Origin of the sequence: Streptomyces atratus, assembly GCF_040655115.1 — a bacterium.
Lineage (GTDB): Bacteria > Actinomycetota > Actinomycetes > Streptomycetales > Streptomycetaceae > Streptomyces > Streptomyces atratus_D.
In genome coordinates this window covers 39,234-55,345 of record NZ_JBFAJH010000009.1, presented here as the reverse complement: position 1 = coordinate 55,345, position 16,112 = coordinate 39,234, and the positions used below count along the sequence as shown (strand labels likewise).

Sequence of the window (16,112 nt, the reverse complement as noted above, 5' to 3'; positions counted from 1 at the left end):
CCCGTCCGGCGATTGAGGACGGAACGGTGACCGGTTGGGCCCGAGGCGCTGGTGGGCGGTCGGGAGGTGGCCGTCCCCTCAGGCCCGTCCGGCCTGTGAGGAGGGAGCGGCCACCCCGGTGCTCGGGCTCGGCCTGACGCCACTACGCCACGGGCGTCCCATTGCGCGACGCCGGTACGTCAGGGGCATCCGCCGACGCCCCGACCGGCAGGTCCGCCAGACCGAGCTTTCGCGCCGAGTCCAGGAGCTGGCGGATCTGTCCGGCATCCGCACCCATCCCCGGCGCCGCCAGCATCCGCATCAGCAGCGCCGACACCGTCAGGTTCTGCACATCGCCCGTCGAGACCGACCCGAGCACCCGCGTCAGGTCGTCGGTGAACGAGGACGACCCGTTCAGCCACGGACCTGCGAGAGCCTTCGCCGTGTCCGAGTTCTCCACGAACCCGTCCACGCTCTTGCCGAGCGAGATCGACGAGACGAGCCGGTCGAAGAAGACCGAATCCCCGCCGACGATGTCGATGTCGGCGTTCTCCAGACCGGTGGCCAGGACCGTTGCCTGGGCCTGGGCGACCTGCCGCTGCACATCGAGCCCGGCCAGCCGGATCTCCTTCTCGGCGGCGAGCCGCAGCCGGTACTCCTCGTGCCCGCGCGACGCGTCGTCCAGCGCCGCCATCGCGGCCGCCTTCTCCGTGAGCCCGGCCGCCTCCGCCTTCAGCTTCTCGCCGATCATCGCCGCGTCCGCCGTGGCCTGCGCCTGCGTGCCCTCGGCCGTGGCGAGAGCCTTCAGCCGCGCACCTTCCGCCTCGGCCTTGAGTCGGGCGGACGTGGCCTCGGCCTCGGCGAGACCGGTCTTCTCGATGACATCGGCCGCCGCTTCCCGTACCCGCACGTCGGCAAGTCCGGGCGCCGCGGACTCCGCCTGGACGCCTTCGGCGAGCCGCAGCTTGGCCCGGGCGTCGAGGTCCGCGCTCTTCAGCCGGGCCTCGGCGAGTGTCAGCTGCTCCGCCGCCCGGTGCGTGGCCGCCACCTCGGCCGCCTCCGCCGCCTTGATGTCCTTGACCAGCTTCTCCTGGGCCTCCGCCTCGGCGGCGATGATCACCGACTTGCGCGTGCGCTCCGATTCCTCGACCGCCCGCAGCGTCTTGATCGACTCCTCCTGTTCGGCGACCGTGCGGTCCACCGCGATCCGCTCCCGGATCACATCGGCGACCTCACGGCGCTCGGCCTCGACCTCCTTCGTCGCGGCGATCCGGTTCAGTTCGGTCTGCCGTTCGCGGCCGATGACCTCGATCAGCCGGTCCTTCTCGATGCGCTCGTTCTCCACCGCGATGACCCGCTCGCGGTTCTTCTGTGCGACGGCGACCTCCCGCGCCTGGTTCTCGCGCTGGATGCCGAGCTGCTCCTCGGTACGGATGAACGCGGCCTGCGCGCCGAGCCGTTCCTCCTCCTGGACCCGGGCGGTCGCCGCCTCCTCGCGGGCCCGCAGCGTCTCGACCTCGCGCCGCTGCTTGATCTCGGCCTCGGCCTGCCGACGCTCCAGCTCCAGGATGGTCTCGCGGGCGTCGACGTTCTGCCGGGTGATCTCCTTCTGCTCGGTGCGCTGGTACTCGTTGGTGCGCACGTGCTCGATCGCCGTCAGTTCGGTGATCTTACGAATGCCCTGTGCGTCGAGGATGTTGGCGCCGTCGAGCTGCGCCATCGGCGTCTGCTCCAGGTGGTCGATCGCCGCGTCGTCGAGGTGATAGCCGTTCAGATCGGTGCCGATGACCCGGATGATGCGGTCCCGGAACTCCTCGCGCTTGGTGTAGAGATCGACGAAGTCCAGCTGTTTGCCGACCGTCTTGAGTGCCTCGGCGAACTTCGCGGCGAAGAACTCCTGGATGGCGACCTTGTCGCTGGCCCGCTCGGTGCCGATGGACTGGGCGACCTTGATGACGTCCTCGACGGTCTTGTTGACCCGTACGAAGAAGGTGATGTGGATGTCGGCGCGGATGTTGTCCTGGCAGATCAGGCCCTCGCGCCCGGTGCGGCGCAGCTCGATCGTCTTCACCGAGATGTCCATGTACTCGGCTTTGTGCAGCACCGGCAGGACGACGGCTCCGGTGAAGGTCACGTCGACCTTCTTGGTCTTGGAGATGATCAGGGCCTTGCCCTGTTCGACCTTGCGGAAGAGCCGGCTGATGACGAGGAGCAGGGCGATGGCGATGAGCAGGACCACGGCGACGAGCACACCGAAGCCCAGGGAGATGGCATCCATGACAGTCCTTGGCGGCTGGTGAGGAAGGTGAGAGGTACGGGGTGCCCGGCGGGGCGGGCGGCCGGGCACCCGGCCGGCGGGGCGGGCGGCTCAGCGGGTACGGCGTCGGGTGCGCGGAAGCGGCCGTGGGGGCTTCGGCGGTCCGGGGTCGAGTGCCACGTCGTACGGCGAGACCCAGAAGAACTCGCCCTCGTCGTCGTATGCGTACAGGAGCGCAGCGCTGCCGGCGGTGAACACCGCTTCATCGGTCTGCCGTAACTGCCTGACTTGCACAATCGCGGTCGAACCGTCGGCCGCCGCGACCTCCGCCTGGCCGAAGTCGGAGCTGACGGAGCCGGTACGGACGGTGCAGACGCGGCCGAGGAAGTCCTGCCGGGACGGCGGGAGTTCGGCCGGGAAGTGGCGGCGGTAGCGGTGGACGAGGACCCGGACCACGGCCCAGGAGATCAGCAGCGCCCCGGCGAGCACGGCACAGGCGAGCGCGGCCCGGGCGGTGCCGGTGACCGCGCTGCGGCGCAGCAGGACGGAACCGGTCAGGCTGGTGAACCAGGCGACGACGACCATCACGGACACCGAGACGGCGACCGGCACACCGCCGATCCCGGCCAGCTCGGTGTCGAGGTCGGCGTCGAAGGCGTGGTGGTCGGCCGCACCCGCCAGGACCAGCAGCCAGAAGCAGACGACGACGATCAGGGCGGCGCCGAAGAGGACGGCGGGGAAGGAGAGTGCGGCGCTCAGGAATTCCTGCATCGGTCCACTCCCCCTGCCTGTCCCTGGGGGTGCGACGGACGGGGAGTCCGGCGGTGACTCCGGTGCCGCGGCGCCGCCGACATGCGGCGTCGCGGCTACCGGGTCGTCCCCCGTCCCCGTAACCCCCGTGCTCCCCCGTGTTCCCCGGTTGGTGCTGGGCCTGATCATGACAGCCGACCTCGTCGCATCGCACTGCCGGAATCCGGCAATCTTTGTCTGCTTTTGATGCCGGGCACCGACACCTGTTCCTATGCGTTGAGTGGGTGTCAGTGACGCATCAGGACTGGAGGCGTGGGCGTGCCGGAGCCGGAGATTCCCGACGAGTATCTGGGGGAGTACACCCACATCCTGAGGGAGGTCGCGGCGACCGGCCGCCGGCTGACCCGCGACGAGCTGGACGCCGGCCGCGCCCTGGGCCGGAAGGCGGCCGAGGCGGGATTCCAGCTGCGCGCCCTGGTCGGTCTCCATCTGGCGGCGACCCGCACCGCCTGGCCGCTCGCCGCTGCCGCGCACCCCGCCTCCACCGACTATGTGCTGGCCGCGGTCGAGCAGGCCGTCGACGCGTTCGCCGAGGGGTTCGAACGCGCCCAGCGGCTCACCGTACGGCGGGAGGAGGCGGCCCGCCGCGAGTTCATCGACGACCTGCTGTACGGGCGCAGCGACCTGGGCCGGCTCGCCGAGCGGGCCACCCGCTTCGGGCTGCGGCTGTCGCGGGCCCACGCGGTCGCGGTGGCGACGGGCCCGGAGGCGTACACCGAGACGGATGCGGTGCCCCGCATGGTGGAGGCGGCGCTGCTCGCCCGCTTCGACGGCCGGAAGATCCTCCTCACGACCAAGGACGGGCGCCTGGTCTGCATCGCCCCGGACGCCCAGCCGGACGTCCTGCGCTATTTCGCCAAGCAGGCGCACGCGGCGACCGACGGCGGCCGGGTCGCGGTCGGCCGGCCGCACCAGGGCCCGGGCGGCGTTGTCCAGTCGTACGACGAGGCGCTCGACGCGCTCGACCTCGCGGACCGGATGGACCTGGAGGATCCGGTGCTGTACGCCGCCGACCTGCTGGTCTATCCGGTGCTGACCCGGGACCGGCAGGCGATGGCCGATCTGGTGCGCAGTGAGCTCGGCCCGCTCCAGAAGGCGCGCGGAGGCGCGGAGCCGCTGCTGAAGACGCTCGTCGCCTACTTCGACGCGGGCTGTGTCGCGGCCGAGACGGCCCGACGGCTGGCGTTGAGCGTGCGGGCGCTCACGTACCGGCTGGAGCGCATCCATCAGCTGACCGGCTCCGATCCGTCCGACCCGACGCACCGCTACACGCTGCAGACCGCGGTGATCGGCGCTCGGCTGCTGGACTGGCCCGCCAAGGAACTCTGACGGTCCGGCCGAGGCCCCTCCCCGCATGCGGGGAGGCGGACCTGCCTTTAGCGTGAGGTGCGGGGGATCACGGGGGTGCGCACCGAGGGAGACCCGGACCATGGCTCGTCACTCACGTCATGCGCGGGAGTCTTTCGAGGGGGAGCCCTCCGCGAGTGGCACGAGAGGGACCGCCACCTCCCCGTCGTCCCGCCCCGCATCCGGCCGTGAGCGCGGCCCGTCGCGCCGGTGGTGGGTGCTGGCGGTGATCGGTCTGGCCCAGCTGATGGTGGTGCTGGACGCCACCATCGTGAACATCGCCCTGCCCTCCGCCCAGCAGGACCTCGGCTTCTCCGACGGCGACCGCCAGTGGATCGTGACCGCGTACGCCCTGGCCTTCGGCTCATTGCTGTTGCTCGGCGGCCGGTTGGCCGACCTGGTGGGCCGCAGGATCGCCTTCCTGACCGGTCTGATCGGCTTCGCGGTCGCGTCGGCGATCGGCGGCGCCGCCCCGAGTTTCGAGGTCCTGGTCTTCGCCCGCGCACTCCAGGGCATGTTCGGCGCGCTTCTCGCCCCGGCCGCGCTCTCCCTCCTCACCACGACGTTCACCGTCCCGAAGGAGCGCGCCAAGGCGTTCGGGATCTACGGCGCGATCGCGGGGACGGGCGGCGCGGTGGGGCTGCTGCTCGGCGGGATCCTCACCGAGTACCTGAACTGGCGCTGGTGCCTGTACGTGAACCTGCTGTTCGCCCTGGCCGCCTTCGTCGGCGGCACCCGGCTGCTCGCCGCCGGTGCCCCCGCCGACCGCCCCAGGCTCGACGTCCCGGGCGTCGCCCTGGTCTCGGCGGGGCTCTTCTGCATCGTGTTCGGCTTCTCCAACGCCGAGTCGCATCCCTGGGGTTCACCGGACACCTGGGGCTTCCTGCTGGCGGGCGGTGTGCTCCTGGCGGCGTTCGCCTGGTGGCTGACGCGGGCCGCGCATCCGCTGCTGCCGCTGCGGGTGGTGCTGAACAGGAACCGCGGGGCGTCGTACCTTGCGATGTTCATCTCCGGCGGCGGCATGTTCGGCGTGTTCCTGTTCCTCACGTACTACCTGCAGAGGACCCTGCGCTACTCGCCGGTCTCCACCGGTCTCGCGTTCATCCCGATGGTCGCCCTGATGATCGCGACGTCGATGACGACGACCAATGTGCTGGTGCCGCGGTTCGGCGCGAAACCGATCGTGCCGCTCGGCATGGGCATCGCCGCGGCCGCCATGGTGTGGATGACGAGCCTGGGCCTGACGAGCAGCTACCTCACCCATGTGCTGCCCGCCCTGCTCGTCCTCGGCCTGGGCCTCGGCGCGGTCTTCGCCACGGTGATGAACCTGGCCACGTACGGGGTGGCGGCCCGCGACGCGGGTGTGGCCTCGGCGATGGTCACCACCAGCCAGCAGGTGGGCGGTTCGATCGGCACGGCGCTGCTGAACACCCTCGCCACCAGCGCCGCCGTGAACTACCTGGCCGAACGCCCGCCGACCCCCGCCGATGTCGCCCAGGCCCAGCTCCACAGCTACTCCACCGCGTACTGGTGGTCGGCGGGTTTCTTCCTTGTCGGGCTGCTGGTGACGGCGGTCCTGTACCGCAGGGGCGCACCCCGGCTCCAGGTGGTGGAGGAGTCGGCGCCGGTCCGCGCCTGACGACCGGGCCGACTCCCCCGGACCTCGCCCCGTTCCCCGCCGTCCCGCCGTTGCCTGTCGTCCGGCGACTCACGGGGTACGGGCCTCCGCGCGGTCCCGTCCGTCGCGGTGACGACCGGCGGCCTGCCGGCCGGGTTGTTACTTGATGCAGGACCCCGCACCCATGACGCGATGCATACGCGACACGGAGGCGGGGTCCTGGGAGTGGGTGGCCGGGGAATCGTACGGGGGAGTTGCGATTCCCCGGCCCGGCCGGGTGCGGGTCCGATGGTCAGTCGGACCGCGGAGTGCTCCCGGCGGTCGGAGGGGCCGTTGAGAACCTGGCGGTTCTCGAGGCGTTCTAGAGGTCGAACTCGTGCGGCGGAAGGTCGAGTGCGAAGCACGCCTCCCGCACGACGGCCTGCTCCGTCTTGTCGAAGTCGCCGTCGGCTCCACCGATGACGATGCCGATCTGGATGACCGCACGCGCCTCGGCCGGCTTCTTCTTCGCCTTGCCGATCTCCTGGAGGACGCTGACCTTGCCGAAGGCGAAGTCGGCGGTGAGCTTGTTCACGTACTCGTTGAAACGTCGCTGCAGATCGTCCGCCGGGAAGTTCTGGAGCACTTCGTTGGTGGCGATGAGCGAGGCGACGCGCTGGCGCTCGGACGGGTCGATGGATCCGTCGGCGGCGGCGACCAGGGCGCACATGGCCATGCTCGCGTCCCGGAACGCGCCGCTCTTCAGGTCGTTCTTCTTCGCCTCGAGCTGCGACTGCATCGTCGTCGCGGATTCCTTGATCCGATCCCACAGTGCCATGACGTCTCCATACGTTGCGTTGCGTTGTGTTGCCGGAACGAGATCCAACTCTACAGACGTGTAGAAGTGAGCCGTGCGCCCGCCCACTATGTCCGCGAACGTGCAGTCAGTACGATGCTCCGGCGCCGTGGCAGACGCGGTATCGCAGAAGGGCAGCCACCACGATGGACACGGCCAGGGCCGGCCACCACCCGGACAACGAACCGCCTCACGGCGAAGTGCCCGGAGCCGGGGCGAACCCCGGACGCCCGGGTGCCCGCAAGCGCGGCCAGGGCGAACTGGAGGCGCAGGTTCTCGCCGTGCTGCGCTCGGCGGGCGGACCCGCGACGGCGGGCTGGGTGCAGGAGCGCCTCGACGGCGCACTCGCGTACACCACCGTCATCACGATCCTGTCCCGCCTCTACGCGAAGAAGTGCGTGACCCGGTCCCGCCAGGGCCGCTCCTACACCTGGACGTCGGCCTCCGACGAGGCCGGTCTCGCCGCGCTGCGGATGCGCCGTGTCCTGGACGGCGAACGGGACCGCGAAGCCGTACTCGCCCGGTTCGTCTCGGCGTTGTCCCCCGGTGACGAGGAACGCCTCCGCACGCTCCTGGCGAAGGCGGCCGAGCCCACACCGGACGACCCCGGTCCCGGCCCGGCATGACCCCCGTACCGCGGAAGGTTGAGAGCTGACCGATGGGCGTCTTCGTCTACCTGCCACTCGTACTGCCGCTGACCGCGCTGCCGGTCGCGCGCCTCGCCGAACAGCATCTGCACCCGCGCAGTGCCACCCGCCTGCTCGCCGCCGTCGGCACGACGCTCGCCCTGTGCAGCACGGTGTGCCTGGCGCTGCTGATGGTGGTGGGCACGGCCCAGCTGCCGGGCAACCCGCTGCCGGACGGCTGGTCCGACCCGGAGGTACGGGCGGCGGTGCCGTACGAGGAGCGGGCGGGCGTCGTCGCGATCGGGGCGCTGGCCGCGGTCTTCGTGGCATGCGGGGCGACGGCCGGCCGCCACGTACGCCAACGCATCCGCGCGACCCGGGCCCTGGAGTCCCTCCCGTCGCAGTCGTCCCCGGTCGCCGTGCTCCCGGACCCGGAGCCGTACGCGTACGCGCTCCCCGGCGCCCCCGGCCGGGTGGTCGTCTCGACAGCGATGATGGAATGCCTGGACGCCCGCGAACGCCGTGCCCTCGTCGCCCACGAACGGGCCCATCTGACCGCCCGCCACCACCGCTACCTCCTGGCCGCCCAACTCGCCGCGCGCGCCAACCCGTTCCTGCTGCCCCTGCGTACGGCGGTGGCGTACAGCACGGAGCGCTGGGCGGACGAGGAGGCGGCGAAGGCGATCGGTGACCGGCGGGCGGTGGCGGTCGCGGTCGGCAAGGCGGCGCTCTTCGCGCGCCGTTCGCCGACCGTCCCGACCGCGTTCGCCGCGTTCGCGGCGGTGGGCCCGATCCCGCGCCGGGTCGCAGCGCTCCTGGAACCGGTCCCGCCGACCCGGCTGTGGCCCCCGTCGTCCGCACACGTCGCCTTCGCGGGACTGGTGGCCACCGTCGGCACCACGGTGTCGGCGCTGTCGTCGCTGAACGCGACGGTGGCGCTGGTACGGATCCTGCACGAGGCGACCCCGCTCTGAGAGCGGTTCAGTCGGCGGCCGGGGCATGCTCGACGACGGGCATCTCCGTGCGGGCGACAGGCACGCCGCCCCCGGAGACACCGCCCCCGCCGCCCCGCCACGTCCGGATCCTGGCCACGACGGGCTGGGTCCAACGGGCGGTGAGCGGACCGACGATGACGAGAATCAGGACGTACGCGGTGGCGATCGGCCCGATACGGGGCTCGGTCGCCACAGCCAGACCGGCGATGACGATGGAGAACTCACCGCGCGCGACCAGCGTCCCGCCGGCCCGCCACCGCCCGCGCGACCCGATCCCGGCGCGCCGGGCGGCGTACCACCCGGTGCCGATCTTGGTGAAGACGGTGACGACGGCCAGCAGCAGCGCGGGCAGCAGCACGGGCGGAATGTCGGACGGATCGGTGGAGAGACCGAAGAACACGAAGAAGACGGCGGCGAACAGATCGCGCAACGGCGTCAGCAGCTTACGGGCCCCCTCGGCGACCTCCCCCGAGAGCGCGATCCCGACGAGGAACGCCCCCACGGCCGCGGACACCTGCAACTGCTGTGCCACACCGGCCACCAGGACGGTCAGCCCGAGGACGACGAGGAGCAGCATCTCCGGATTGTCGGAGGACACGGCCCGGCTGATGAGCCGGCCGTGCCGCAGCGCCACGTAGAGAACCAGACCGACGGTACCGAGGGCGACCAGCAGGGCGATGCTGCCCCCGGCCAGGCCGGCCCCGGCCACCATCGCGGTGAGCAGCGGCAGATACACGGCCATCGACAGGTCCTCGATGACGAGAACCCCGAGGATGACGGGCGTCTCCCGGTTCCCGAGCCGCCCCAGATCGGTGAGTACCTTCGCGATGACCCCGGACGAGGAGATCCAGGTGACCCCGGCCAGCGCGACCGCCCCCACGGGCCCCCACCCGAGCAGCAGCGCAGCCACCGCGCCGGGCGTCGCATTGAGCGCGAAGTCGACGGCCCCGGACGGGTATTGCGTCTTCAGGCTGGTCACCAGCTCGGACGCGCTGTATTCCAGCCCCAGCAGGAGCAGCAGCAGAATGACGCCGATCTCGGCGCCGACGGCGGTGAACTCCTCACTGGCCCCGAGGGGCAGCAGTCCCCCGTCCCCGAACGCCAGCCCGGCCAGCAGATAGAGCGGAATCGGCGAAAGCCCTATCCGTCCGGCGAACCGCCCGATGATCCCGAGCCCCAATATGACGGAGCCGAGCTCCACCAGCAGTGCGGTCGTGTCGTGCACGGTCAGCCCTCCGCAATGATCTCGGAGAGCGCGTCCACGCCCTCACGCGTACCGACGACGACCAGCGTGTCCCCGATGGCCAGCCGGAAGTCCGGCCCGGGCGACGGATGCGCACTGTGCGTCCGCAGCACGGCCACGATCGACGCTCCGGTCCGCGTCCGGGCCCGGGTGTCCCCGAGCAGCCGGCCCCCGTACGGGGAGCGCGACCCGAGCGGTATGTGCTCGGTGACGAGATCGATGCCCTCGGTGCGTACGGCGTCGATGGGCGCGGCGTCGATGAGGTGGGCGAGCCCGGTCGCCTCCTGTGGCGTCAGAGCCACGGAGAGCTGACACGAGTCGGGATCGTCGCGCTCGTAGAACCCGATGAACCGGCGCCCGTCGTGGTGGACGACGACGGAGATGTGCTGTCCCGACTCGGTGATGTAGTCGTACTGCACACCGACTCCGGGCAACGTGGTCCGGTGGGTTCCCATGGCTTCCTCCCGAGGCGTGCGACGGCACGGCGACGCACTTGGTGATCTCTTTAACGTTCCATTACCTTAACCGGAGGCTTCCGCCGCCCGGTGTTGTCCGCACGGGAACCCTGCTGCCCGCGGATACGGCGTGATCGGCGCGCGGCCCCGGGAAGGCGGCCGGGGTCCGGACGCAGCCGTGCCCGGCGGTCTGCTGCTCACCGCCGGGCACGTGAGGTCGGGAGCGGCGTCAGTCGGTGATCTCGATCGTGCCGTTGGCCGATGCGGTGGCCGGGGCCTGCGCCGGGATCTCCGCCGAGGTGTCCGAAGCCGGTCCGCCCTTCAGGTTCTTCAGCAGGGCCGCCAGGTCGACGCCCGTCGTGGCGGTGAGCAGTTCCATGCCCTGGGTGACGTTGTCCGCGACCGTGCGCGACAGCTGGCTTGCGCCGTCCGTCGAGATGACCGTCATCTTGTCGATGGCGCTCAGCGGTTCAGCCGCCTTGGCGACGACGTGCGGGAGTACCTCGACCAGCATCTGGAGCACCGCCGCGTCGCCGTACTGGGCGAACGCGTCCGCCTTCTTCCGCATGGCCTCGGCCTCGGCCGCGCCCTTCGCGGCGATGGCGGCGGCTTCCGCCTCGCCCTCGATGCGAACGGCGTCGGCGAGCGCCGAGCGGTGGAGCTTCTCGCCCTGACCGGTGAGGCGGGAGCGTTCCGCGTCCGCCTCGGCCTCCTTGACCTGGGCGATGCGGCGGGCCTCGGCCTCCTGTTCGGCCTGGTAGCGGGCGGCGTCGGCGGGCTTGCGGACCTTGGTGTCGAGTTCGCGGTCGGTCAGGGCCGCCTGGCGCTGGGCGACCTTCTCCTGCTCCTCCAGGACTTCCTGCTGGCGGGCGGCCTCGGCGAGCGGGCCCGCGGCGTTGGCCTTGGCCGCCGCCGCTTCCGTCTCGGCCTTGATCTCGGCCTGCTTGAGGTAGAACGTCCGCTCGGCGATGGCGATTTCCTCGGCGGCCTTCAGGCGGGCCTGCTCGGACGCGCGCTTGGCGATCGCCTCGGCGATGTCCGCCTCCTGCTTGGCGCGGGCGGCCTCGGGGCGGCCGAGGTCCTCGAGGTAGGAGCCCTCGGTGGTGATGTCCTGGATCTGGAAGGCGTCCAGGATCAGGCCCTGGCCGGAGAGGCTGGCCTCGGCCTCCTCCGCGACCTGGCCGGCGAACGCGGCGCGGTCGCGGATGATGTCCTCGACCGACATCCGGCCGACGATGGCGCGCAGGGCGCCGGAGAGCACCTCCTGGGTGAAGCCGACGATGCCGTCCTGCTGCTGCAGGAACCGCTGTGCGGCGGCCCGGATCGCGTCCTCGTTGCCGCCGACCTTGACGATCGCGACGCCTTCGAGGTGGGACTTCACACCGCGCAGGGTGACGGCTCCGCGCACGGCGACCGGGATGTGCCGGCTGGAGAGGTCCAGGGTGAACTTCTGCTGCACGAACGGGACGACGAAGACGCCGCCGCCGACGACGACCTTCTGCCCGCTGTTGTCGATGCTGGTGCGTCCGGTCACCGGATCGGTCGACTTCTTGCCGCGTCGGCCGGTGATGATGAAGGCCTCGCTGGGCCCGGCGACCTTGTAGCGGGTGATCACCACGAGGCCGAGGAGTACGAGGAGTACGACGACTCCGACGACGGCGGTCACAACTGGGCTCATAAGGGGTCCCCCCTGCCTCCCGATCGGGGACGGCAGCTCGGTTCAGTGGGTGGTCAGCGCTCGACGGGGCGGACCGCGACCGAGGTGGTCGAAAGCGTGGCCTCCACCCAGATCTCGGTGCCGCGTTCGACCGGCACCGGGCTCTTTGCCGCGAGTTTCACGGGCTGGCCCGCGAGCCGCAGCAGGACCTCGCCGTAGCCGTCGGCCGGGATGGCCGTGACGACGGACCCGGATGTGCCGACGAGATCGTCGCCCCGTGGTGTGGCCGCGGTCTGGTCGCGCATCAGGGCGCGGCTGAACTTCCAGGTCAGCCAGGCCGCGACCAGTCCGGCGACCAGTCCGGCAGCGGTCGCGGCGACCGTACCGGCACCCGTGGTGCCGAGCACGATCGCGCCGCCGAAGCCGAGCATCGAGAGGAATCCGGCAATGACGGGAAGGGACAGGAGGCCGTCGAAGAGCCCGTCGAGTACGCCCCCGAAGAGCCCTTCGAGGATTCCGTCGAAGATCAGGGAGAGGGCGAGGAGTGCGACCCCCGCCATGCCCAGACCGAGAAACAAGGTCATGTGATCACCTTTCCCGATCTGCGGATCGCCCCGATGTTTCCGTCGAGCTGGCTGGATGATGGCATACACCCTCGGGCCGTGACACTGCCGGGGTCCGGCAATCTTTTACTCGTTCTTGATGCCGGAGATGCGGTCGGCGAGCGTGTCCAGCGACTGGAAGGTGGCCCCGAGGACCGCGACATGCTTCCACCGCAGCACGCCGTCCGGTCCGATCAGGAACACGGCGCGGCGCACCCCGATCCCGGGCGCCGTGATCCCGTACGCCCGGGCGATCTCCCGCCCGGTGTCCGCGAGCAGTGGCATCCGCAGGCCGTAGGTGCGGGCGAACGACTCATGACTGTCCACACCCTGTGGACTGATTCCCCAGACCTCCGCGTCGAGACCGGTGAAGGTCTCCATGCCGGAGGAGTACGAGCAGAGCTGCTTGGTGCAGACGGCCGTGTTGTCACCGGGGTAGAAGGCGAGAACGACGGCACGGCCGCGGGCGTCCGAGAGTGTGTAGTCGCGGCGTTCGAACGTGTCTCCGGCGAGCGTTCCGCCCGGCAGTGTGAAGTCCTGGACGGGCAGGCCGACGTGTGGTGACGATCCCATGGCGGGTCCCCTCGTGTGCGACGGATGTGCGGCGTTCGGCGACGCTCCGGTACAGCATGCTCGGTACGGTGGTGGCTTCCGCGACCAGGAGGTACGTATGGCGGATCGCCGGCCGCGCTTCTGGAACGCGCGGCCGGCGAACGGGCTCGCGCCGCGAGTCCGCGCGGGAGTGCGGAGATCCGCGTGCGGGGCGACGGAGTCGCCTACGCTGCACCGGAGTTGATCGACCACTATGTCGAGGCGCACGGCTGCCTTCCGCCCGCGGAGTTCGTGGCCGCGGCGGTCAGGGGGCGGCAGGGAACGTGACGCGTCGGGGCGCGGTGTCACGTCCGACCGGGTCCCCCGCCGCCGGTGCCTCCCGGATCGTCACCGCATCCTGCACCGGGCCTCTGGCAGCGGGGGCGTTCAGCCGGCGGACCCCGCCGCGGCGTAGTGGCCCAGGAACATGTCGACGCCGCTGATGATCAGGCGGTCCGTGACCGGGTCGTCGATGACCGTGCCGTACGAGCTGAAGACCAGGTGCGGGAAGACCAGCAGCGCGTACAGCTGGATGATCGCGGTCTCCAGGTCCGGAATGGTCAGGCGGCCCCGGTCGGCGAGGGTGCGCAGGGCGTCGGCGACGGCGGGGTGGTGGCCCTCGGGGCCGTGGCCCTGCCAGGCGTTCGCCAGCTCCGGGAAGCGGTGCAGTTCGGCGGCGACGAGGTTGCGCAGGGCGATGACGTCGGCGTTGTCGCGGACGGCGGCCACCCAGGTGCGGGCCGCTTCGACGAAGGCGGTGCGCAGGTCGTCGGCGGCGGCGAGTCCGGCCAGCGCGGTGGCCGACGGGCCGCCCAGGGGCTCGTCCTGCGCCAGCGATGACGGCCGTGAACAGTGCTTCCTTGCTGCCGAAGTGGTTGTAGACGGTCACCTTCGACACGCCCGCCTCGGCGGCGATGGCGTCCATCCCGACGCCGAACCCCTCCCGCAGGAACGCCTCGCGGGCGGCCTTGACGATGGCCCGCCGCTTGGCCTCGGCGCGTGGCCCGCCGGGGGGCTGCTTCGCGTTCCCCCGCCTGCTGCTCTTGCTGTCGCCCGCCGCCCTGTCCCTCGTCACCACCTCGTTCCACGGCGCGGAGCGGAACAAGGGGCTCGGGGTATGGGCGGCGATCGGCGGGACCGGGTCGCGGCAGCCGGGATCGAAAGGGGTGCGGTGCGCGGGTTCGCCGACGCTTTCACGGTCTGCGCGGCGGCGGCCGCGGCCGGTGCGGCCGTCGCCGCAGGACTGGTGCCGCGGGGGAAGCCGGAGACGGCGGGCGGGCGGCACGTGCACTGAAGCCGCTCTGCGGATGCGGGGCGGGGCGTGGCGACCGACGATGAAGACCGGGTAGTCGGGTGGTCCGGGCCCCACAACAGGAGGTTCCCTTGCAGGCCGATGCGCACGCCGACAGCCCGCCACCGCTCGACCTCGCAGTCCTGGCGGCGCTTCTCGACGGCACCGCGGCAGGGGTGGGCGTCCTCGACACGCGGCTGCGCTACCTGTACGTGAACCCGGCCCTCGCACGGCTCAACGGCATCCCCGCCGCCGAACACCTCGGCCGCGCCGTCTCCGACGTCCTGCCCTACGTCGACGCCCGGGAGGACATGATGCGGGCGGTCCTCGCCGACGGGAAACCCCGCGAGATCACGTCCAGCGGCTTCACGCCCGCGGCGTCCGGGACGGCCCGGCGGTACTGGCACGGCGCGTACCACCGGCTGGAGGTCGAAGGGCAGGTGGTGGGCGTCGCCGGGATCGTGCTGGAGGTGATGGCGCCGGACAAGGAGCAGCGCGAACTGGAACAGGTGCGACGCCACTTCAACCTTCTCGACTCCGCGGTCACCCGGATCGGTACCACGCTCGACATGGACACCACCTGCGCGGAGCTCGTCGACCTTGTCGTCCCCGCGCTGGCCGACGTCGCGGCGGCCGAGGTCTTCCCGCCCGACGTGGCACCTCCCGTACGCCCCGCGCCTCCCGGCATGCTGCGGCTGCGCCGGGCCGCACTGGCGGCGGTCCCCGGGCTGCGGGAGGGGATGGCGGAGTTCGGGCTGACCGGCGAGTACATCGACTACCAGGACGGCGCGGCCGTACAGCGCTGCCTGGCGACCAACCAGCCCGTCGTCCGGAACCTCACCGGCGACGATCTGCTCGGCCGCTCGGCAGCCGGTCCGGGACGGGTCGCCGCCTACCGCGCCCTCGGCATGCATTCGTCGGTCATCGTGCCGGTCGCCGTACGCAGCCGGCCGCTCGGCGTCCTCAGCCTGGTCCGGGCGGGGGACTCGCCTGCGTTCTCGGACGAGGACGTCGTCGTCGCCCGGGAACTCGCCGGACGGGCCGCGGTCGGTCTGGACCATGCCCGCAGATACGCCCACGAGCACACCATCGCCCTGGAGCTCCAGCGCTCCCTGCTGTCCGAGCCGCGCCCGCCGCACCCGCACGTCGAGGTCGCCACCCGCTATCTGCCGGCCGACCGGAGCGTGATGGTCGGCGGCGACTGGTTCGACGTCATCCCGCTGCGGGACGGACGTCATCTGAAGGCCATCGGCGACGTGATGGGGCACGGGGTGGAGGCGGCGGTCGCGATGAGCCACTACCGCTCCCTGCTGCGGCTGCTCGCCGACGACGACCTCCCGCCGCACCGCATCCTGGAACAGCTCGACCGGATGGTGGAGCGGTCGGGCCCGGACCGGGCGGCGACATGTCTGCTGGCGGTCGTCGACCACTTCGGCGGGATGTGCGAGGTGGCGAGCGCGGGGCATCTGCCGCCGGTGTTCATCGACCCCGGCGAGGCGGGGACCCGGGTGGGCGACGTGCAGGTGGGGCCGCCGCTCGGCACCGGGTTCGGCGGGTACACGACGACGGCCGTAAAGGTCGGTCCGGACACGGTGCTGTTCATGTACACCGACGGTCTCGTGGAGCGGCGGGACGAGGACATCGACGTATCGGTGCGCCGGCTGGAACAACTGACCCTGCCGGCGAGCGGAAGCCTCGACGATCTGCTGGACGAGGTGCTGGAGAGGTTCGGTCCGGGCGCGGAGGACGACATCGCGGTGCTTGCCTCGCGGAAGCGGAAGCGGACCCGGGAGGAGAGCGGGTAGC

General features: G+C 71.4%; 16 protein-coding genes. 7 read left to right on the top strand and 9 right to left on the bottom strand.

All coding sequences use genetic code 11. The annotated features are described in order from the left end of the window. Positions 1–142 precede the first annotated feature (142 nt). Both AB0I23_RS13375 and AB0I23_RS13370 read right to left on the bottom strand, forming a co-directional pair. Positions 143–2,257, bottom strand: coding sequence for a flotillin family protein (locus AB0I23_RS13375; RefSeq protein WP_359109356.1), 2,115 nt, complete (start codon positions 2,255–2,257; stop codon positions 143–145). 90 nt (positions 2,258–2,347) lie between these two features. Then, positions 2,348–3,007 carry a hypothetical protein gene (locus AB0I23_RS13370; RefSeq protein ID WP_359109355.1) on the bottom strand — a complete coding sequence of 220 codons (660 nt, stop codon included), beginning with the start codon at positions 3,005–3,007 and terminating at the stop codon, positions 2,348–2,350. Between the two features lie 297 nt (positions 3,008–3,304). Here AB0I23_RS13370 and AB0I23_RS13365 point away from each other — a divergent pair, with 297 nt between their 5' ends. Both AB0I23_RS13365 and AB0I23_RS13360 read left to right on the top strand, forming a co-directional pair. After that, positions 3,305–4,375, top strand: coding sequence for a PucR family transcriptional regulator (locus tag AB0I23_RS13365; RefSeq protein WP_359109354.1), 1,071 nt, complete (start codon positions 3,305–3,307; stop codon positions 4,373–4,375). Positions 4,376–4,475: 100 nt separating this feature from the next. Continuing rightward, entirely contained in the window at positions 4,476–6,032 is a 1,557-nt protein-coding gene (locus tag AB0I23_RS13360; RefSeq protein WP_359109353.1) for an MFS transporter, read from the top strand. 340 nt (positions 6,033–6,372) lie between these two features. Here the strand turns inward: AB0I23_RS13360 and AB0I23_RS13355 are convergent, their stop codons facing one another. Further along, positions 6,373–6,828, bottom strand: a complete 456-nt coding sequence (locus tag AB0I23_RS13355; RefSeq protein WP_037695660.1) for a tellurite resistance TerB family protein — start codon at positions 6,826–6,828, stop codon at positions 6,373–6,375. 164 nt (positions 6,829–6,992) lie between these two features. On the opposite strand from AB0I23_RS13355, the gene AB0I23_RS13350 reads away from it, so the two are divergent. Continuing rightward, the gene (locus tag AB0I23_RS13350) at positions 6,993–7,472 is read left to right on the top strand and encodes a BlaI/MecI/CopY family transcriptional regulator (RefSeq protein ID WP_359109352.1); all 480 of its coding nucleotides are present in this window, start codon (positions 6,993–6,995) and stop codon (positions 7,470–7,472) included. Between the two features lie 32 nt (positions 7,473–7,504). After that, positions 7,505–8,446 (top strand): M56 family metallopeptidase, encoded by a 942-nt coding sequence (locus AB0I23_RS13345; RefSeq protein WP_359109351.1) that lies wholly within the window; start codon positions 7,505–7,507, stop codon positions 8,444–8,446. A gap of 7 nt (positions 8,447–8,453) precedes the next feature. On the opposite strand, the gene AB0I23_RS13340 is transcribed toward AB0I23_RS13345, so the two are convergent. The 5 genes from AB0I23_RS13340 to AB0I23_RS13320 form a co-directional block, all read right to left on the bottom strand. Beyond that, positions 8,454–9,692 carry a cation:proton antiporter gene (locus tag AB0I23_RS13340; protein WP_359109350.1) on the bottom strand — a complete coding sequence of 413 codons (1,239 nt, stop codon included), beginning with the start codon at positions 9,690–9,692 and terminating at the stop codon, positions 8,454–8,456. Between the two features lie 2 nt (positions 9,693–9,694). After that, complete coding sequence (locus AB0I23_RS13335; protein ID WP_359109349.1) at positions 9,695–10,165, bottom strand: cation:proton antiporter regulatory subunit; 471 nt, start codon at positions 10,163–10,165, stop codon at positions 9,695–9,697. Positions 10,166–10,394: 229 nt separating this feature from the next. Continuing rightward, positions 10,395–11,843 (bottom strand): flotillin family protein, encoded by a 1,449-nt coding sequence (locus AB0I23_RS13330; RefSeq protein ID WP_359109348.1) that lies wholly within the window; start codon positions 11,841–11,843, stop codon positions 10,395–10,397. 53 nt (positions 11,844–11,896) lie between these two features. Continuing rightward, on the bottom strand, positions 11,897–12,406 hold the full coding sequence (locus AB0I23_RS13325) for a hypothetical protein (RefSeq protein WP_359109347.1): 510 nt from the start codon (positions 12,404–12,406) through the stop codon (positions 11,897–11,899). A 105-nt stretch (positions 12,407–12,511) separates the two neighbouring features. Next, a complete protein-coding gene (locus tag AB0I23_RS13320) occupies positions 12,512–12,997 on the bottom strand; it encodes a peroxiredoxin (RefSeq protein WP_359109346.1) in 486 nt (161 codons plus the stop codon). 183 nt (positions 12,998–13,180) lie between these two features. Between AB0I23_RS13320 and AB0I23_RS13315 the strand changes: the two genes are divergently transcribed. Beyond that, positions 13,181–13,303 carry a hypothetical protein gene (locus AB0I23_RS13315; protein ID WP_359109345.1) on the top strand — a complete coding sequence of 41 codons (123 nt, stop codon included), beginning with the start codon at positions 13,181–13,183 and terminating at the stop codon, positions 13,301–13,303. A gap of 99 nt (positions 13,304–13,402) precedes the next feature. On the opposite strand, the gene AB0I23_RS13310 is transcribed toward AB0I23_RS13315, so the two are convergent. Continuing rightward, positions 13,403–13,744: a TetR/AcrR family transcriptional regulator C-terminal domain-containing protein gene (locus tag AB0I23_RS13310; RefSeq protein WP_359109344.1), complete on the bottom strand. Its 342-nt coding sequence runs from the start codon at positions 13,742–13,744 to the stop codon at positions 13,403–13,405. Positions 13,745–14,132: 388 nt separating this feature from the next. Between AB0I23_RS13310 and AB0I23_RS13305 the strand changes: the two genes are divergently transcribed. Both AB0I23_RS13305 and AB0I23_RS13300 read left to right on the top strand, forming a co-directional pair. Continuing rightward, complete coding sequence (locus tag AB0I23_RS13305; RefSeq protein WP_359109343.1) at positions 14,133–14,309, top strand: hypothetical protein; 177 nt, start codon at positions 14,133–14,135, stop codon at positions 14,307–14,309. Positions 14,310–14,398: 89 nt separating this feature from the next. After that, positions 14,399–16,111 carry a SpoIIE family protein phosphatase gene (locus AB0I23_RS13300; RefSeq protein WP_359109342.1) on the top strand — a complete coding sequence of 571 codons (1,713 nt, stop codon included), beginning with the start codon at positions 14,399–14,401 and terminating at the stop codon, positions 16,109–16,111. The last annotated feature ends 1 nt before the right edge of the window (position 16,112 follow it).